Genomic DNA, 16,552 nt, shown 5'->3' with positions numbered 1-16,552 from the left:
CTCGGTCATGTACGCGGCGGCGAGCGTGGGTTACGCGGCGACGGGGTCGCTGGCCGGGGCGCTGCTCAAGGTGACGGCGCCGTCGACGGCGATCCTGGTGGGCGTGGGCCTGACCGTGCTGCTGACCGTGACCGGGTGGTGGGGCGAGATGCGACGCGCGCGCCGGACGTCGGGGATGGCGCGGGGTGTCGATGTCGCCGTGGCGCGGTCTGCGAAGTCGGGTGCCTCGAAGCGGAGTTGGCGGTGAGTTGGCGGTGAGCAGCTGGTGATTCTTACGAAGCCCGGACGTCGGGCCTGAGCGCGCTTTTTGTCCGCTTATGTGCAGCGGTCGCGGGCTAGCGTTACAGCCGTCCGGTGGTGAGCGCGAGTCGCTCCACCGGCTCCCGATCCTGCGTTCCGCGCTTCGTTTTCCGCGCTTCGATTCCGCGTTCCGTTTTCCGCAAGAGGAGTACCCACATGGCTCTCGCCAAGGCCCGTGCCTCCCGCATGTCCCGCACCTCCCGCGCCGTCCGGATCGCCCGTACGGCGGGTACGGGCGCCGTCGCGCTCGCCGCCGCGGCCCTCTTCGCCGCGCCCGCCGCCAGTGCCGCCGACGGCCACCGCGGCTCCGACTCCCGCGCCCACCACGGCAGTTCGACCGTCTTCGTGCAGACCGACGACACGAGCGCCAACTCCGTGGTCGCCTACGAGCGCGCCGCCGACGGCACCCTCGGCCAGAAGGGCGTCTACCGCGCCGGGGGCAAGGGCGGCGTCCTGGCCGGCACCGTCGCCGACCACCTGGCCTCGCAGGGGTCGCTCGCCTACGACCGGCACCACCAGCTGCTCTACGCCGTCAACGCGGGCAGCGACACCGTGACCGTCTTCGCCGTGCACGGCACCCACCTGCGCCGCGTCCAGGAGATCTCCAGCGGCGGGCAGTTCCCCGTCAGCGTCACCTTCCACGGCGACCGGGTCTACGTCGCCAACGCGCTCGGCGGCGGTTCCGTGCAGGGCTTCGTGCGGACCGGCGAGCGGCTGGTCAAGGTCCCCTCCTGGCACCGCGAACTCGGCCTGGGCACGACCGCCTCGGCCGTGGGACAGGTCTCCTTCACGCCCGACGGTTCCAAGCTCGTGGTCACCACCAAGGCCGCCGGGCAGAGCATCGACGTCTTCCCCGTCAGCCGCCACGGCGGACCGTCCGCGCGGCCGTTGGTGACCTCGCTCCCGGGGGCCGTGCCGTTCGGCTTCGACTTCGACTCCGCCGGACGGATCCATGTGACGGAGGCCGGGACGAACTCGGTGGGCACCTTCACCGTCGCCCGTGACGGCGCGCTGACCGCGAAGGGCACCGTCCCGACCGGCCAGACCGCCACCTGCTGGGCCGTCACCGCCGCCGGCAACGTGTACGTCTCCAACGCCGCCAGCGGCACGGTGTCCGGCTACCGGGTGGGCGCCCAGGGCAAGTTGACCGCGCTGGGCAACACGGCCACCGACGCCGGCACGGTGGACGCGGCGGCCTCCTCGGACGGCCGCTACCTCTACGTCCAGACCGGGATCAAGGGCATCGTGGACGAGTTCCGGGTCAACAAGGACGGGTCGCTCACCGCGATCGGCTCGGTCGTGGTGCCGGGTGCCGTGGGCGGGGAGGGCATCGTCGCGGGCTGACCAACAAGGGGGAGAGATGCCCGGGGCACGGGTTCAGGACGCGGCGCCGACACCGCCGTAGCTCTCGGACCCGCTGCCCCGGCCGCCGCTGCCGGTACCGCCACCGCCCGTGCGGAACGTGCGGCGGTACGTCGTCGGGGTCACCCCGAGCGCCGTCTGCAGATGCTGGCGCATCGACTGGGCGGTGCCGAAGCCAGCGTCCGTGGCCACCTGGTCCATGGACAGGTCGGTGGACTCCAGGAGGTGCCGGGCGCGTTCGACGCGCTGCTGGGTGAGCCACTGGCCGGGGCTGACCCCGACCTCCTCGCGGAAGCGGCGGGTGAAGGTGCGCACGGACATCGCCTCCTGCTCCGCCATGTCGCGCAGCTGGATCGGCTCGTGCAGGCGGCCCAGCGCCCAGGCGCGGGCGGCGGTCGTGGTCGCCAACTGCGGGTCGGGGACCGGCCGGTGGATGTACTGCGCCTGCCCGCCGTCGCGGTGCGGCGGTACGACGGTGCGGCGGGCCACGTCGTTGGCGACCGCCGTGCCGTGGTCGCGGCGCACCATGTGCAGGCACAGGTCGATGCCTGCCGCGACACCCGCCGAGGTCAGCACGTCGCCGTCGTCGATGAACAGCACGTCCGCGTCGACGTCGATCCGCGGGAAGAGCTGCTGGAAGCGCTCGGCGTCCGCCCAGTGCGTGGTCGCCGGGCGGCCGTCGAGGAGACCGGCGGCGGCGAGGACGTAGACGCCCGTGCAGATCGACGCGAGGCGGGTGCCGGGGCGGATGTGGGCGAAGGCGGCGGTGAGTTCGGGGGTGAGGACGCCCTCCTCGAAGACCGGGCCGAGTTCGTACGACGCCGGGACGATCACGGTGTCGGCGGTGGCCAGCGCCTCCGGGCCGTTCGGGACCTGGATGGCGAAGTCGGCGTCGGTGTCGACCGGCCCGGGCGGCCGGACCGAGCAGGTGACGACCTCGTAGAGCAGCCGCCCCTCGGCGTCCCTGGGGCGGCCGAAGATCCGGTGCGGGATGCCCAGCTCGAAGGGGAGCAGCCCGTCGAGGGCGAGCACGACGACCCGGTGCGGGCGGAAGCCGTCCCCGGGGGTGGCGGTGGCGGTGACTGTGGCCATGACCCGATTGTATGGCCCGATCCTAGCGAATGCTGTCCTTCGGGCCAATGGATCGGATCGGCCGCAGGCCGGAAGCTGTATGGCGTGACCCAGACAACCGAACCGACCGCCGCTCCGACCGAAGCCCGGCCCACCTCACGGACACGCGTCCACCGAGCCTGGTTCGTCGCCGCCGTCACCTTCGTGACGATCATCGGCGCGGCGGCCTTCCGTTCGCTGCCCGGGCTGCTGATCGATCCGCTGCACCAGGAGTTCGGCTGGTCGCGCGGCACGATCGGGGCCGCGGCCTCCATCAACCTCGCGCTCTACGGACTGACGGCCCCCTTCGCGGCGGCGCTGATGGACCGCTTCGGCATCCGGCGCGTCGTCGCCGTCGCGCTGACCGTGATCGCGCTCGGCTCCGGCCTGACGGTGTGGATGACCGCGCCCTGGCAACTCCTGCTGTGCTGGGGCCTGTTGGTGGGTCTGGGCAGCGGTTCGATGGCGCTGGCCTTCGCCGCGACCGTCACCAACCGCTGGTTCACCGCACGCAAGGGCCTGGTCACCGGCATCCTCACCGCCGCCTCGGCGTCCGGCCAGCTCATCTTCCTGCCGCTGCTGTCCTGGATCGTCGAGGAGCACAGCTGGCGCCCGGCGGCCGTGACCGTGTCCCTCGCGGCCCTCGCCGTCGTCCCCTTCGTGTGGCTGCTGCTGCGCGACCACCCCGCCGACGTGGGCGCGAAGCCGTACGGCGCGACCGCGTTCGTCCCCAAGCCGGAACCGGTCCCGGGCGCGGCCCGCCGCACGGTCGGTGTGCTCTTCAAGGCGGTCCGCACCGGCCCCTTCTGGCTGCTGGCCGGCACCTTCGCGATCTGCGGCGCCTCCACGAACGGCCTGATCCAGACCCACTTCGTGCCCGCCGCCCACGACCACGGCATGCCCATCACGGCGGCGGCCTCGCTGCTCGCGGTGATCGGGGTCTTCGACGTCGTCGGCACGATCGCCTCCGGCTGGTTCACCGACCGCTTCGAACCCCGCCGCCTGCTCGCCGTCTACTACGCCCTGCGCGGCATCTCCCTCCTGTTCCTCCCCATGCTGCTGGCCCCGACGGTCCACCCGCCCATGCTCTTCTTCATCGTCTTCTACGGCCTCGACTGGGTCGCCACGGTCCCCCCGACCCTCGCCCTGTGCCGCGAGCAGTACGGCGAGGACAGCGCGATCGTCTTCGGCTGGGTGCTGGCCTCGCACCAGATCGGCGCGGCGCTGGTGGCCTTCCTGGGCGGGGTCGCGCGGGACGCGTTCGGGTCGTACGACATGGTCTGGTACGTGTCCGGGGCGCTGTGCGCGGTGGCGGCGCTGATGGCGCTGGTCATCCGGCGGCGGCCGGTCCTGAAGACGGGCGCGGTCGCGGTGGCATGAGGCCTACGGCGCGGAGGTGACGTTCCCCTTCGCGTCCACGGTGTGGGTGTCCCAGTAGGTGTCCCACTTGTCGCCGACGTGCTGCGGCACCTTCCCCTTCGGGTAGCGCGTGTAGCCGCTCGGCGGGGTGTCGCCGTTCTTGACGCAGGCGCCACCGGAGGTGCTGTCCACGGCGAGGACCGGGTACTCGCCCGAGCCGCACATGGCGTCCTCCATGGAGAACGAGCAGGCGGACAGCAGCCCGGCGGTGGATATCAGGACGGAGGCGAGAACGGCGACTCGCGTGCGCTTGCTCATGGTTGGGGTCCCCCGGTCGGACGGTCGGATGCTCGAATCGGTCTGGGAGCAAGACTGTCGGAGGAGCGGCGGACGTTCATGAGTACGCGGGCTCAGAACCGGACCGCGGGTTACTCAGGGGAACTGAGGAGCGATCAGAGGAACCGGCCCCGGTGGAACAACAGCGGTGCCCCGTCCGGGTCTTCGGCGCCCAGCGCGTCCACCCGTCCCACCACGATCAGATGGTCGCCCCCGGTGTGCACCGCGTGGATCGTGCAGTCGATCCACGCGGCGGCGCCGGTCAGGCGCGGGGAGCCGGAGACCGGGGACGCGTCGTAGGGCACGCCCGCGAACTTGTCCCTGCCGCTGACCGCGAAGCCACGGCACAACTCGCCCTGGTGGGCGCCGAGTACGTTGACGCAGAAGACGCCGGCGCGGGCGATGCGGGGCCAGGTCGTGGACGTACGGCCGACCATGAAGACGACGAGCGGCGGGTCGAGGGAGAGCGCGGAGAACGACTGGCAGGCGAAGCCGGCGGGGCCGGGTTCGCCGACCGCCGCGGGGGCGGTGATCACCGTCACGCCGGTCGCGAAGTGGCCCAGTACGTGCCGGAATTGGCCCTGGTCGACCGGTGCGCGTTCGTCGTCCGCGACGCACCGGAGCTCCGGCCGCGGCAGCGCCTCGACAGGCTGCGCGGCCGGAGCGCCTCCGGACGACCTGAGGTAGCGGACGGCGGCGGCGGCCGCTCCTGCGTGTCCCATCACACCACCCATTGAAGCTGACGGTGTATCAGATAGGAAGGGGTGCGGCGCGGGCCGTGCGGGTCCTGACGGCTGGTTCACAGACTCCCGGGCAGAACATGGGAGTCACGTCGCCGCACGGACCCCTTGGAGTCATCTGCGGCACACCCGCCGTCAGCAGTGTTGCGGAACGACTGCCACCGGTAACTCACCGCTGGCTGCCGTCACCTGAGGAGCACCCACCCGATGAACCGTCTCACCGCACGCGGCACGGCAGTGGCCGCCGTGGCCGGCCTCGCCCTGGCCCTCGCCGCCGCCCTGCCCGCGCAGGCCGCCGACTCGACCGTCACCGAGGCCCAGTGGCTGTCCGACGTCGCCGCCGTCACCAGACCCGCGCAGACCTACATCGACTCCCGTGCCGCCGCCAACACCTCGGGCGCCAAGCAGGCGATCGTCCTCGACATCGACAACACCTCGCTGGAGACGTACTTCGAGGGCGGCATCACGGTCCCCGCCACCCCGCCGGTGCTGGCCCTCGCCCAGGACGCGCACGCCAAGGGCATCAGCGTGTTCTTCGTCAGCGCCCGCAGCAACCTGTTCAACATCGTCACCAAGTCCAACCTGACCTCGGTCGGCTACACCGTCGACGGCCTCTACGCCCGCACGGTCGCGCAGCTCCTCACCGAGTCCATCGCCGACTTCAAGACCTCCCAGCGCAAGGCGATCGAGGCCAACGGCTACGACATCATCGCCAACATCGGCAACAACACGACCGACCTGACGGGCGGCTACGCCGACACGACGTACAAACTCCCGGACTACGACGGCCTGTTGGACTGACGCGCGCCGCACGCACGGCACGCTCGGACCCCCGCCGATCACCTCGGCGGGGGTCTCGGCTCTCGTTCAGCTCTTGTTCAACGACCGTGTCACGCCCGCGACGACCGCCGTCGTCAGCAGCCAGCCGGCCGCGATCAGGGCGTAGGAGAGCCATTGCGCGAGGCTTCCGTCCGGCCAGTACCAGGCGCCGCGCAGGCCGAGGCCGCCGATGGGGATCAGCAGGTCCAGGGTGTAGACGAGGGCGTTGAACGGCGGGCCCTGACCCGCCTGGACCCGGATCGGGCGCTGGTGCCCGAAGACGACCGTGCCGAGGACGGTCAGCGCCAGGATCCAGACTCCGGCCAGCCAGGGGCGGTAGCCGTAACCGACCAGGGCATCGAGCAGCTGCCCCCACACCCGGCCCGCCGGATGCAGGGTGTCGCGACGGTGGCGCTGCTTGGCCAGCAGCACCTTGCGCGCGTCGTCCTCGTGACCGACCTGCCGGTACCAGCTCGCCAACTGCTCGTAGGGCTGCGGGGCGTAGCCCGGCTCGCGCCGGACCCACTCGATGCGGCGGCCCACGTCGTGCCCCGGCAGCCCGTCCTCGGACTGGAGGGAGGCGTAGTCGAACCCCTGGAGCCGTACGACGTCCGGCCAGCTGTCCTCGCCGTCGTGCAGGACCGAGACGTGGGCCCCGCGCAGGTCCACCGCACCGGAAGGGGGCACGGCGGGCGTGAGGTGGAGCTCGCCCGCCTGCATCCTTGAGCAGTCCAGGGCCACGTCCGTGCCGTTCAAGAAGGCGCCGTCGAAGGTGAGTTGATCGGATATCTGCGCGCCGCGCAGCTGTACGGTCCCCTCGGCGGTGAACCCCTCGGAGAAGACCAGGGTCTGGGCCACGGCGTTGTCCGCGAGGAGCACCGGGCCGTCGGGATTGTCGAGTCGGGCCCCCTCCATGAACAGGCCGCCGGGCAGGTGAGCCCCCAGCAGCCGGATCCCCCCGTGGGCGGTGAAGCCTCTCCGGCAGAAGACCCCGCCCTCCATGACCAGACCGCCGGCGAACAGCGCCCAGCCCTCCGGGTCCGACAACACCGCCCCGCCCAGCTGCAGTTCACCCGCGATCCGGGCCCGCATGAGCGAGACCCTGCCGTGCACGACTGAACGCCTCAGGTCGAGGGTGCCCTCGACGGAGGCCAACGCGGCGTCGATGCCCGGCACGTGGCAGCCGACGAACCCGATCGACCGGGTGGCGGCTCCGGAGAGACTCGGCCCTTCCTCGAACCAGCAGCCCTCGAACCGCAGGAGGTGCCCGATCTGCGCGTCGGCCAGGTCGAGTCGACCGGTGATCCGCGCGCCGATGACCCGCAGCGCGGTGACCGCTCCCGGCGGTGCGGCGTTGGCTCCCCGCGCAAGTGCCGTCACGACAGCGGCCCGAAGCGTGCGCTCGGGTTCCCAGCCCGCCCCCTCCGCCGGATCGTTCTCGTCCGGTGCGCCCACGCGCAGGTCCACCAGGCGGCCTTCGGGGAAGGCGTCCCACAACTCCCGTTCGGGCGGGGTCATTTCCTCGTACGACAGCATGCGCACAGCGTAGAGACCGACGCCCCGGATACCCTGCCCGGATGATCGAGACCGAGCGACTCCTTCTGCGACCCCTGGGTGTGGCCGACGTCGACGCGTTCGTCGCGCTGCACGCGGACGATCGAGTGAACCGGTTCGTCGGTTCCTACTCGCACCAACAGGCCCTGGATCGGCTGCGGTTGATCGAGCGACAGTGGGCCGAACGCGGGCACGGGCTGTGCGCGGTCGAGCTGAAGGCCGGTGGGGGGTTCATCGGCCGGGCCGGGCTGAACCACTGGCCGGTCTTCGACGAGGTCGAGATCGGGTGGACGCTGAAGGCCGAGGCGTGGGGGCACGGCTACGCGACCGAGGCGGCTCGCGCCTGTCTTGAGTGGGGGTTCGCGAACCTGGAAGTGGACTACTTCACCGCCATGATCCACCCCGGGAACGCCGCCTCGGTGCGCGTCGCCGACCGACTGGGGTTCACCCTGCTCCGCGACGACGTCCTGATGGGCAAGCCCGTCACCGTGTACTCGCTGGACCGCCCGTCCCCGGTGTGAAACGCGAGGATCACCGCCCCCGGTACTCCGGGCTCCGTCGCTCCACGAAGCTCGCCACGCCCTCCCTCGCGTCCTCCGTCGTCATGTTGATCTCCTGGGCGGCCGCCTCCGCCGCGAACGCGGTCGTACGGTCGCCGGCCAGGGAGGCGTTGACGAGCTGCTTGGTGAGGGCGAGGGCGCGGGTCGGGCCCGTGGCCAGGCGTTGGGCCCATTCGCGGGACGTCTTCTCCAACTCCCCGTCGGGGACGACCCGGTTGACGAGGCCGAGGCGTTCCGCGTCCGTGGCGGTCAGGGCGTCGCCGAAGAACATCAGCTCCTTCGCGCGTTGCGGGCCGATCAGCCGGGGGAGCAGGTAGGCGCCGCCGCCGTCCGGGACCAGGCCCCGGCGCACGAACACCTCGATGAACCGCGCCGACTCCGCGGCCAGTACGAGATCGCAGGCGAGGGCCAGATGCGCGCCCAGGCCCGCCGCCGTGCCGTTCACCGCCGCGATCACCGGTTTCTCGCAGTCCAGGACGGCGGCGATCAGGCGCTGCGCGCCCAGGCGGATCGTGCGGGCCACGTCGCCCGCCACCCGTTCGCCGGTCGTCGTCGCGCCGCCCCTCAGGTCCGCGCCCGCGCAGAAGCCGCGGCCGGTGCCGGTGAGGACCACCGCCCGGATGGACGGGTCCGCCGACGCATCGGTCAACAGGGCTATCAGGCAGTCCCGTTGGGCCGGGGTGATCGCGTTCATGGCCTCGGGGCGGTTGAGAGTGAGGTACGCGACCTGGTCCGAGACGGTGTGCACGACCTCGCTCATCGGCACACTGCCAGCGCGTCCAGGGCCACCGCGCCCTGCCCCCGGGGCAGCACCATCAGCGGGTTGATGTCCAACTCGGAGAGGACGTCGCCCAGTTCGAGGGCCATGCGCTGCACGCGCAGGATCACCTCCACCAGCGCGTCCAGGTCCGCCGGCGGTCGCCCCCGTACCCCGTCGAGCAGGGGACGGCCGCGCAGCTCGCCGAGCATGTCGGCCGCCTGGTCCTCGCCGAACGGCGGCACCCGTACGGCCACGTCCCGCAGCACCTCGACGAGCACTCCGCCAAGACCGACCGTGACCGTCGGCCCGAACAGGTCGTCCTGGGTGACGCCGACCACCATCTCGACACCCCGCTCGACCATCTGGCAGACCAGCACACCGTCGAGGGTCACGTCCTCGTAGCGGGCGATGTCCGTCAACTCGCGGTAGGCGTCGCGGACTTGGCTGGCGGAGGTGAGACCCACCTTCACCAGGCCCAGTTCCGTCTTGTGCGCGATCTCGCCGCCGGACGCCTTCATCACCACCGGGTAGCCCACCAGCCCCGCCGCCCGTACGGCCGCCGCCGCGCTGGTCACCAGCTGCTCGCGGGGCACCCGGATGCCGTAGGCCCGCAGCAGTTGTTTCGCCGCGTGTTCGCTCAGTTGCTGGCCCGGGCGCATCAGGGCCTGCGCCTTGCGGAAGGAGGGGGAGAGGGTGCGGGGGGCCTCGTCGAAGGGGGAGCGGTAGGCGTGGACGAAGCGGTGGTGGGAGAAGTAGGCGCGCAGTGCGGTGATGCAGTTGCCGACCGTCCGGAAAGTGGCCACCCGCGAGGAGCCCAACAGGACGTCCCGGTACGCCGGTTCGGTGCCGACCGGCGAACCCCACACCACGCACACCAGCTTGTCGGTGCGTTCGGCCGCGGCGACGAGATCCTCGACCAGCTTGTCGCTCAGCGGCGGGAAGGGCCCCGTGATCGGGCACACCAGGACGCCCACCTCCGGGTCGTCGAGGATCGCGTCGATGATCTTCCGGCCGCGCCAGTCGCCCACCGGGTGACCGCCGTTGTCCACCGGGTTGGCCACGCTCAGGTACGGCGGTATCCACTCGTGCAGCTCGGCCTGCTTGGCCGTGGACAGCTGGGGCAGGTGCAGCCCCGCCTCGCTGGCCAGGTCGGCGAAGTGGGCGCCCGTGCCGCCGGAGATGGAGTAGACGACGACTCCGTCGGCGACGGGGGGCTTCGCCCGCGCCAACAGCGTTGCCGTGTCCTGGAGTTCGTCGAGGCCGTCGACGCGGAGCACGCCGTACTGGCGCATCGCCGCGTCCACCACCGTGTCCGCGCCGGTGAGTTTGCCGGTGTGGGAGGCGGCGGTGCGGGCGCCGGTCTCGGTGCGGCCGACCTTCACCGCGACGACGGGCACCTTGCGGCGGGCGGCGCGGTCGGCGGCGAGGAGGAAGGCGCGGCCGTCCTTGAGGCCCTCCAAGTAGCAGGCGATGGCGCCGACTTCGGGGAGTTCGGCGAAGTAGGAGATGAAGTCGGCGGTCTCCAGGTCGGCTTCGTTGCCGGTGGGTGCCCAGTGGGAGAGGCGGATGCCGAGTTCCTGGAGGGCGAAGACCGGGCGGCCCTGGTGGCCGGACTGGGTGATCAGGGCGATCGCGGGGCCGTCCAGATCCTCGCGGAACTTCTCGAAGGCGTTGAGGTTGGTGTTCGGACCGAGCAGACGGAGACCGGATCGGCCTACGGCGGCGGCCAGTTGCTGCTGCGCCAGCGCGCCCTCCTCGCCCGTCTCCGCGAAGCCGGACGCGAAGGCGACCGCGAACTTCACCTTCGCCTCGGCCAGTTGCTCGATCACGGGGAGCGGGTCGGCCACCAGCACCACGGCCAGGTCGACCTGTTCGGGGAGGTCGGGGATGGAAGGGAAGCAGGGGACGTCGAAGACCGTCGTACGGGTCGGGTGCACCGGGTACAGGCGCGCTCCCACCCGGTCGGCCCAGGACATGAGTTGGCGGGTGATGCCCGTGTTGGGGCGTCCCTCCGCGTCCGAGGCGCCGATCACGGCGACCGACTCGGGGCGGAAGAAACGGTCCAGGTCGGGTACGCCGGCGTACAACGGCCGCCCGCCGACATCGAGATCGTCGACGTCGGCGGGCCTTCCGTGGACGGCGGGGCCAGGTTGCTCACCGCAGGCGATGACCCGGGCCCGGCGGGAGTCGGTGGTGAGGGTGCCGTGGGTTGATCCAAGCATCGGTCCGCCCGCTCCTGTGTGACAGTCGTGACAGCACAATTAACTGACGCACTGTCAGATTACTGAACTGACACTGCGTCAGGAACTGTCGTGCACGCAAAGAACGGACGGACTCCGCATCTCCGACAGGATCCGCCGGACACGACCTAGCTCACGGCACTCCTGCGGACCGACTTGGCGAGCGCCTTCGCGATCTTCTCCGCGTCCATCGCCAGCTCGCGGAGCATCCCGCTGATGGGGTTGGTGAAGCCGGTGAAGTACAGGCCGGGCGCGTCCTTCGGGGAACGGGCGCCGTGCACGACCGGCTTGCCGCGCGCGTCCAGCACACCGAGATGGCCGACGAGACCCTCCAGCGAGCGGACGTACCCCGTGGCCGCGACGACGGCGTCCGGCTCGATCCGCTCGCCGCCGGCCAGCACCACCTTGCCGTCCTCGAACGACTCCACGGCCGCCACGATCTCCACCCGCCCCTTGCGCACGGCGTCGATCAGACCGACGTCCTGCACCGGGATCGACCCGTCCTTGACCCGGCTGTACAGCCCGGTGTCGGGCCGCGCGAGCCCTTGCTCCGACAGGTCGGGCACGCTGAGCTTGGCCATCGGCCCCGCGAGCCGGTCGACGAGCCGCACCGGCAGCCGTCGTACGACGATGCCCGTGTACTGGGCCGCCCAGCCCGCGGTCGAGCGGCGCACGATGTGCGGGGTGGTGCGCACGGCGAGCCGGACGCGCGAGGCACCGCCCTCCACCAGGTCGACCGCGATCTCCGCACCCGTGTTGCCGACGCCGACGACCAGGACGTCCCGGCCCGCGTAGGGCCCCGGGTTGCGGTAGTCGGCGGCGTGCAGCAGCTCGCCGGTGTAGGTGTCGCGGCCGGGCCAGTCGGGCAGCCGGGGGGTGTGGTTGGTGCCGGTGGCGACGACGACCGCGCGGCCGGTCAGCTCACGGCCGCCGGTGGCGTGCAGCAGCCAGCCGGTGCCGTCGGCCGAGCGCTCGATACGCGAGACCTCGACGCCGGTGACGATCTCCAGCTCGTGGACCTCCGCGTACTTCTCCAGATAGCGCACCACGTCGTCGCGCGAGACCCAGCGCCCGAACCGGCGCGGCATCGCGAGGCCCGGCAGGCCCGACAGCCGCCGGGTGGTGTGCAGGTGGAGACGGTCGTAGTGGCCGCGCCAGGACGCCCCGACCCGGTCCGACCGCTCCAGTACGACGGCACGGATGCCCCGCGCGCGCAGCGCGTACGCGGCGGCGAGTCCGCCGGGGCCGCCGCCGATGACGTACACGGGACGGTCTGCGTGGTTCTGTGGCGCCGGGGTCGGGGACGCTGTGGAGTCGGCCATGAGCGCGAGCGTAATCACGTCCCACGTTGATGGGTCTCGGTCAAGACCGGAATTGGTTGCGGATTGATCACGGGTGTGGAGGACCGGGTGAGACCGGTGGCGTAGAACCTCTGGTTGTGCGTAACGGGTGCGGGCCCGGACATGCCACGACGCCGAGCCCGCAACGTGCGCGGAGGGGCCCGGCGTCGTGGGGCGGTGACCGGAATGTATGACGGGAAACCGGTACCGCGTTCTTGGGGGCGGGCGGGCTACTTGCCGCGCTTGGCCTTGTGGCCGGTCACCTGGGCGATCCAGGTGATGAAGTCGGCCGGGTCGGTGTTGGCGCCGTGGCCCTCGTCCCAGTAGTAGATGTGGTTCACGTCGTCGCCCAGGTTGTCGAGGCGGGCGGCGAGGTTGGCGGCGACCGTCAGCGAGGTGTCCGAGTCCTTGGTGCCCAGCCGGATCCACCAGTGCCTGGAACGGTTCGGGTTCACCTTCTCGACCAGGTGGAACATCGGGTTCATCAGGTCGAGCTTCGCGGGGATGTCGCTCGCGACGCGCTTGCTGCTGAGGCCCGTGGAGTCGTTCTTCGCGCCGTACGCCGTGAAGTGGCGGGCCAAGGTCGTGCCCGCGCCGAACTCGTTGTTCTCGCCGGCCGACAGGTCGAAGGCGTCGAAGGCCGGGGTGTCCTTCTTGCGGGCGCCGACGTGGGTGAGGAAGTCGGCCCAGGTGAAGCGGGCCTTGCCGCCGGACCAGGTGATGAACGTGTTGGCCTTCAGATAGGTCTCGCGGGCGGAGTCGGAGAGGGCGGCGAGGTACGTGGTGGCCGACGGCTCCAGGTACTGCTCGACCATGTACTCGTCGAGGTTACGGGCGTTCAGCGGACCGAAGCCGCCGAGGCCGCGCAGCTTCAACCCGGCCTGGTACTCGGCGAATTGGGCTTGCAGCGCCTTCGACACCGTCTGGTCGACGAGCTTGCCGGTGCTGAGGTCGTTGGCGCCCCAGTTCCACTCGTAGGCGCCGTCCGCGTGCTCCAGGTCGGTGATCGGGCACCAGGCGCCGGTCGCGAAGATCGCGTCGGAGGCGTCGGCGGCGCCGATCTCCTTGAGGTACTTGTCGTAGATCGGGCTGTCACCGGACGCGCCCAGCAGGGACGAGAGGGCGCCACCGGCACTCGTACCCGCCGAGACGATCCGCTCGACGTTGCCGGGGATGCGGCCCTTGTTGGACTTCACGTACCGGACGGCGGCCTTGAGGTCGACGATCGCGGCCGGGGCGGTGCCGTAGTACTCGCCGCTGGAGTTCTTGAGGGTACGGCCGCGGGCGCCGGGCTCGATCACGACGTAGCCGGCGGCCAGCGCGAGGAGCTGGTTGCTGGAGGTCGCGCCGCCGGTGGCGTTGGTGTTGCCGTTGGCGCCGGGGGCGGAGGCGCTCGCGGAGGTGGAGGCCGACGCGCTGGGCGCGCCGCTGGGGGCCGCGCCGCCGCCCATCGCCGAACCGCCGCCGCCGACCTCGGTGGCTGTCGCCACGGAGGCGGGCATGTACCCGCCGACGGAGTTGGCGAACAGGATCGGTGCGTTGCTCGCGTCGACCGCCTTGCCGTCGATCTCCACGGGGGCGCTGACGATCAGCGACTGGTAGGTGGCGTCGACCGGCTTGGCGACGTAGGTGATCGCCTTCCAGAAGTGGTAGACGACCGTGTGCTCCGTGCCCGCGGTGTCCGTGATCGTCTTCGTCAGCTTCGTGTAGGCGTCCGGGTCGAAGACCAGGGCGTCCGAGGAGGAGGACGACGTTTTCGAGTCGCTCGCGTTCGCGCTGAGCGCGATGCCGCCGACCGCCGCGACACCGGCGGTCGCGCCGATGCCCATGACTACCGTCCTGCGCTTCACTGCCCTGTGCTTCACCGTGCTGCCTCTCGTCTTCCTGACCGTTCCTGACCGCGTCTGTCGGACCGCGTCTGCCTGACCGCGTCTTTCCGGACCGCTTCCTGGCCTTGCGCTTGCGAACGTAATCGGCGGCGAACAAAATCGTCAACAATCTGCCGGGATTCATGGCGGGCCCACAGCGGCACGGCCCGTGCACAGGATTTTCATGGCCCCCTCTCGGCTTTCTTCAGCTTCTGACGTACCGTCAGATTCATGGATGCGATCTGGCTCGACGGAGCGGAATGGCTCGCGGTCCTCCGCATAGGACTCGGCCTGTGGTGGCTGGAGAGCTGGCGGCACAAGGACAAGAAGGCCTGGTTCGAACGCGGCACCGGCATCGCCTGGGCCGCCGACGTGGCCGCCAAACACCGCTGGACCGCGGTCCGTTCGGGCTTCGACGTGATGGTCGCGCCGCGCCCGCGCACGATGGCGTACGTCGTCGTCTACGCCGAACTCGCCGTAGGCCTGGGCCTGGTGGCGGGATTCCTCACCCCGGTCGCCCTCGTCGGCGGCCTGCTCCTCAACGTCCTGTACTTCACCCTCATGATCCACGACTGGGCGGAGCAGGGGCAGAACGCGATGATGGCGCTCATCTCGGCCGTGGCACTCTTCGCGATGTCCTGGCAGGTGTGGTCGCTGGACGACGCGATCGGATGGTTCCGATGACCGGCGAGCCGCGCTCCGACCTCCGCTTCGACCTCCCCGAGACCGACGCCTTCACCCGCACCTACTGGGACGCGGCCGGCCAGGGCAGACTGCTGATCCGCCGCTGCGCCGACTGCGGCAGGCCCCACCACTACCCGCGCGAGTTCTGCCCCCACTGCTGGAGCGAGAACGTCACCTGGGAGCCCGCCAGCGGCCGTGCCACCCTCTACACCTGGTCCGTCGTCCACCGCAACGACCTGCCGCCCTTCGGCCGGCGGGTGCCGTACGTCGCCGCCGTCGTCGACCTCGCGGAGGGCCCGCGCATGATGACGGAACTGGTGGACTCCGACCCGGCCGCGCTGCGCGCCGGGACGCCGGTCGAGGCCGTGTTCCGGGACGGAGTACCGGTGTTCAGGCTTCCGCCCGGGGAAAAATGACACACCCCGTGCAAGGGGCACTTGATTCAATGGCGCGATGGCCCACATACGCGAGCGGTCCCTCCAGCAGAACCCGCTGCCCGAACTGAACGGCCACGGACTCCGACTGCGCCCCTGGGACGCCGACGACGACACCGATGTCGCGGACTGGCTGCGCGGAGTGTCCGACCCCGAATTCCAGCGCTGGAACACCCCACTCCGCCCGATCACGGACCTCATCGGCGCCCGCAACTCGCTCCGCTCCCGCGCCGAGGGCGCCGAGGACGGCGTCAGCGCCTCGTTCCGCGTCATGGACGCCGCCGACGGTACGACCCTCGGGCACGTCGGCGTCAACGACATCGACCACGTCGTCCGCATCGCCCGCGTCGGCTACTGGACCCTCCCCGAGGCCCGCGGCCGGCACGTCGCCACCCGCGCCCTCACCCTCGCCGCCCACTGGGCCCTGACCGACCTCGGTCTGCACCGCCTCGAACTCGGCCACGCCCTCGGCCACCACGCCTCCTGCCGCGTCGCCGAGCGCTGCGGCTTCCCCGCGGAGGGAACACTGCGCGGGGCGACGTTCGAGGAAGGCCGACGCGACGCGTTCCGCGACGTCCACCTGCACGGCCGCCTGGCGACCGACCCGGAGACAGCACCGTGACGGCGAACCCCACCTGGCACATCACCGCGGACCTCGACCAATTCCTGCGCCTGGCAGGGGACTTCCTCAAGTCCCGCCCCGCACCCCACACACTCCAACTGACGGTCACGGACACCCTCCGCCGCCGCGGACGGCACATCTACGGCGACGGCGACCCGGAGTTCGGCGTCCTGGAACGCGACGGCACCGTCACGGCCACGTTCTTCCGCACACCCCCCGGCCGCCTCATGCCGACCCGCCTCACCCCCGACGAGACCGAAACGCTGGCAGCCCAACTCGCCGACCGAGGGACCGAGTTGCCCGGCATCATGGCCGAACAGGACACGGCGACGGCCTTCGCGGAAGCCTGGCGACGACGAACCGCAGCCGCACCCGAGACCAGCGTCCGCCAACGCCTCTACCGCCTCACCGAGTTGACGCCTCCCCACCCCGCCCCTCCCGGCCGCCCGCGCATCGCGGTGGCA

Annotated in this window: 15 protein-coding genes and 2 pseudogenes; 9 read left to right on the top strand and 8 right to left on the bottom strand. The window is 71.3% G+C overall.

Features of this window, described 5'->3' with window-relative positions; translation table 11 throughout:
- Window positions 1–247, top strand: a pseudogene (locus JHN45_RS41645) (MFS transporter); the annotation flags it as partial.
- Between the two features lie 209 nt (window positions 248–456).
- Window positions 457–1,644, top strand: a complete 1,188-nt coding sequence (locus JHN45_RS41640) for a beta-propeller fold lactonase family protein (protein ID WP_201054565.1) — start codon at window positions 457–459, stop codon at window positions 1,642–1,644.
- A 33-nt stretch (window positions 1,645–1,677) separates the two neighbouring features.
- On the opposite strand, the gene JHN45_RS41635 is transcribed toward JHN45_RS41640, so the two are convergent.
- On the bottom strand, window positions 1,678–2,754 hold the full coding sequence (locus JHN45_RS41635; protein WP_201054564.1) for a GlxA family transcriptional regulator: 1,077 nt from the start codon (window positions 2,752–2,754) through the stop codon (window positions 1,678–1,680).
- 84 nt (window positions 2,755–2,838) lie between these two features.
- On the opposite strand from JHN45_RS41635, the gene JHN45_RS41630 reads away from it, so the two are divergent.
- Window positions 2,839–4,152: an MFS transporter gene (locus tag JHN45_RS41630; RefSeq protein WP_201054563.1), complete on the top strand. Its 1,314-nt coding sequence runs from the start codon at window positions 2,839–2,841 to the stop codon at window positions 4,150–4,152.
- A gap of 3 nt (window positions 4,153–4,155) precedes the next feature.
- Here the strand turns inward: JHN45_RS41630 and JHN45_RS41625 are convergent, their stop codons facing one another.
- The gene (locus JHN45_RS41625; protein ID WP_200714604.1) at window positions 4,156–4,449 is read right to left on the bottom strand and encodes an SCO0607 family lipoprotein; all 294 of its coding nucleotides are present in this window, start codon (window positions 4,447–4,449) and stop codon (window positions 4,156–4,158) included.
- Window positions 4,450–4,583: 134 nt separating this feature from the next.
- Window positions 4,584–5,189 carry a flavin reductase family protein gene (locus tag JHN45_RS41620; protein ID WP_201054562.1) on the bottom strand — a complete coding sequence of 202 codons (606 nt, stop codon included), beginning with the start codon at window positions 5,187–5,189 and terminating at the stop codon, window positions 4,584–4,586.
- 225 nt (window positions 5,190–5,414) lie between these two features.
- On the opposite strand from JHN45_RS41620, the gene JHN45_RS41615 reads away from it, so the two are divergent.
- Complete coding sequence (locus JHN45_RS41615; protein ID WP_201054561.1) at window positions 5,415–6,008, top strand: HAD family acid phosphatase; 594 nt, start codon at window positions 5,415–5,417, stop codon at window positions 6,006–6,008.
- Window positions 6,009–6,074: 66 nt separating this feature from the next.
- Here JHN45_RS41615 and JHN45_RS41610 read toward each other — a convergent pair whose 3' ends face one another.
- Window positions 6,075–7,562, bottom strand: a complete 1,488-nt coding sequence (locus JHN45_RS41610; protein ID WP_201054560.1) for an oxidoreductase — start codon at window positions 7,560–7,562, stop codon at window positions 6,075–6,077.
- Window positions 7,563–7,603: 41 nt separating this feature from the next.
- On the opposite strand from JHN45_RS41610, the gene JHN45_RS41605 reads away from it, so the two are divergent.
- The gene (locus JHN45_RS41605; RefSeq protein ID WP_201054559.1) at window positions 7,604–8,101 is read left to right on the top strand and encodes a GNAT family N-acetyltransferase; all 498 of its coding nucleotides are present in this window, start codon (window positions 7,604–7,606) and stop codon (window positions 8,099–8,101) included.
- A gap of 10 nt (window positions 8,102–8,111) precedes the next feature.
- Here the strand turns inward: JHN45_RS41605 and JHN45_RS41600 are convergent, their stop codons facing one another.
- The 4 genes from JHN45_RS41600 to JHN45_RS41585 form a co-directional block, all read right to left on the bottom strand.
- Window positions 8,112–8,900: an enoyl-CoA hydratase/isomerase family protein gene (locus JHN45_RS41600; protein WP_236584687.1), complete on the bottom strand. Its 789-nt coding sequence runs from the start codon at window positions 8,898–8,900 to the stop codon at window positions 8,112–8,114.
- Entirely contained in the window at window positions 8,897–11,122 is a 2,226-nt protein-coding gene (locus tag JHN45_RS41595) for an acetate--CoA ligase family protein (RefSeq protein WP_201054557.1), read from the bottom strand. Before JHN45_RS41595 ends, JHN45_RS41600 begins: the two co-directional genes overlap by 4 nt.
- A 146-nt stretch (window positions 11,123–11,268) precedes the next feature.
- Window positions 11,269–12,462 carry an NAD(P)/FAD-dependent oxidoreductase gene (locus tag JHN45_RS41590; RefSeq protein ID WP_201054556.1) on the bottom strand — a complete coding sequence of 398 codons (1,194 nt, stop codon included), beginning with the start codon at window positions 12,460–12,462 and terminating at the stop codon, window positions 11,269–11,271.
- A gap of 248 nt (window positions 12,463–12,710) precedes the next feature.
- The gene (locus JHN45_RS41585) at window positions 12,711–14,309 is read right to left on the bottom strand and encodes a subtype B tannase (protein WP_201054555.1); all 1,599 of its coding nucleotides are present in this window, start codon (window positions 14,307–14,309) and stop codon (window positions 12,711–12,713) included.
- A gap of 270 nt (window positions 14,310–14,579) precedes the next feature.
- On the opposite strand from JHN45_RS41585, the gene JHN45_RS41580 reads away from it, so the two are divergent.
- From JHN45_RS41580 to JHN45_RS41565, 4 genes and pseudogenes are all read left to right on the top strand, one after another.
- Window positions 14,580–15,032, top strand: coding sequence for a DoxX family protein (locus JHN45_RS41580; RefSeq protein WP_200714595.1), 453 nt, complete (start codon window positions 14,580–14,582; stop codon window positions 15,030–15,032).
- Window positions 15,029–15,448 carry a Zn-ribbon domain-containing OB-fold protein gene (locus JHN45_RS41575; RefSeq protein ID WP_201054554.1) on the top strand — a complete coding sequence of 140 codons (420 nt, stop codon included), beginning with the start codon at window positions 15,029–15,031 and terminating at the stop codon, window positions 15,446–15,448. The genes JHN45_RS41580 and JHN45_RS41575 overlap by 4 nt, the downstream gene beginning before the upstream one ends.
- 37 nt (window positions 15,449–15,485) lie before the next feature.
- On the top strand, window positions 15,486–16,088 hold the full coding sequence (locus JHN45_RS41570; RefSeq protein WP_200714593.1) for a GNAT family N-acetyltransferase: 603 nt from the start codon (window positions 15,486–15,488) through the stop codon (window positions 16,086–16,088).
- Window positions 16,085–16,552, top strand: a pseudogene (locus tag JHN45_RS41565) (GNAT family N-acetyltransferase); the annotation flags it as partial. The gene JHN45_RS41570 and the pseudogene JHN45_RS41565, both read left to right, overlap by 4 nt.

Source organism: Streptomyces sp. MBT53 (assembly GCF_016654115.1).
Taxonomy (GTDB): Bacteria; Actinomycetota; Actinomycetes; order Streptomycetales; family Streptomycetaceae; genus Streptomyces.
This window is presented reverse-complemented; position numbering and strand designations above follow the sequence as displayed.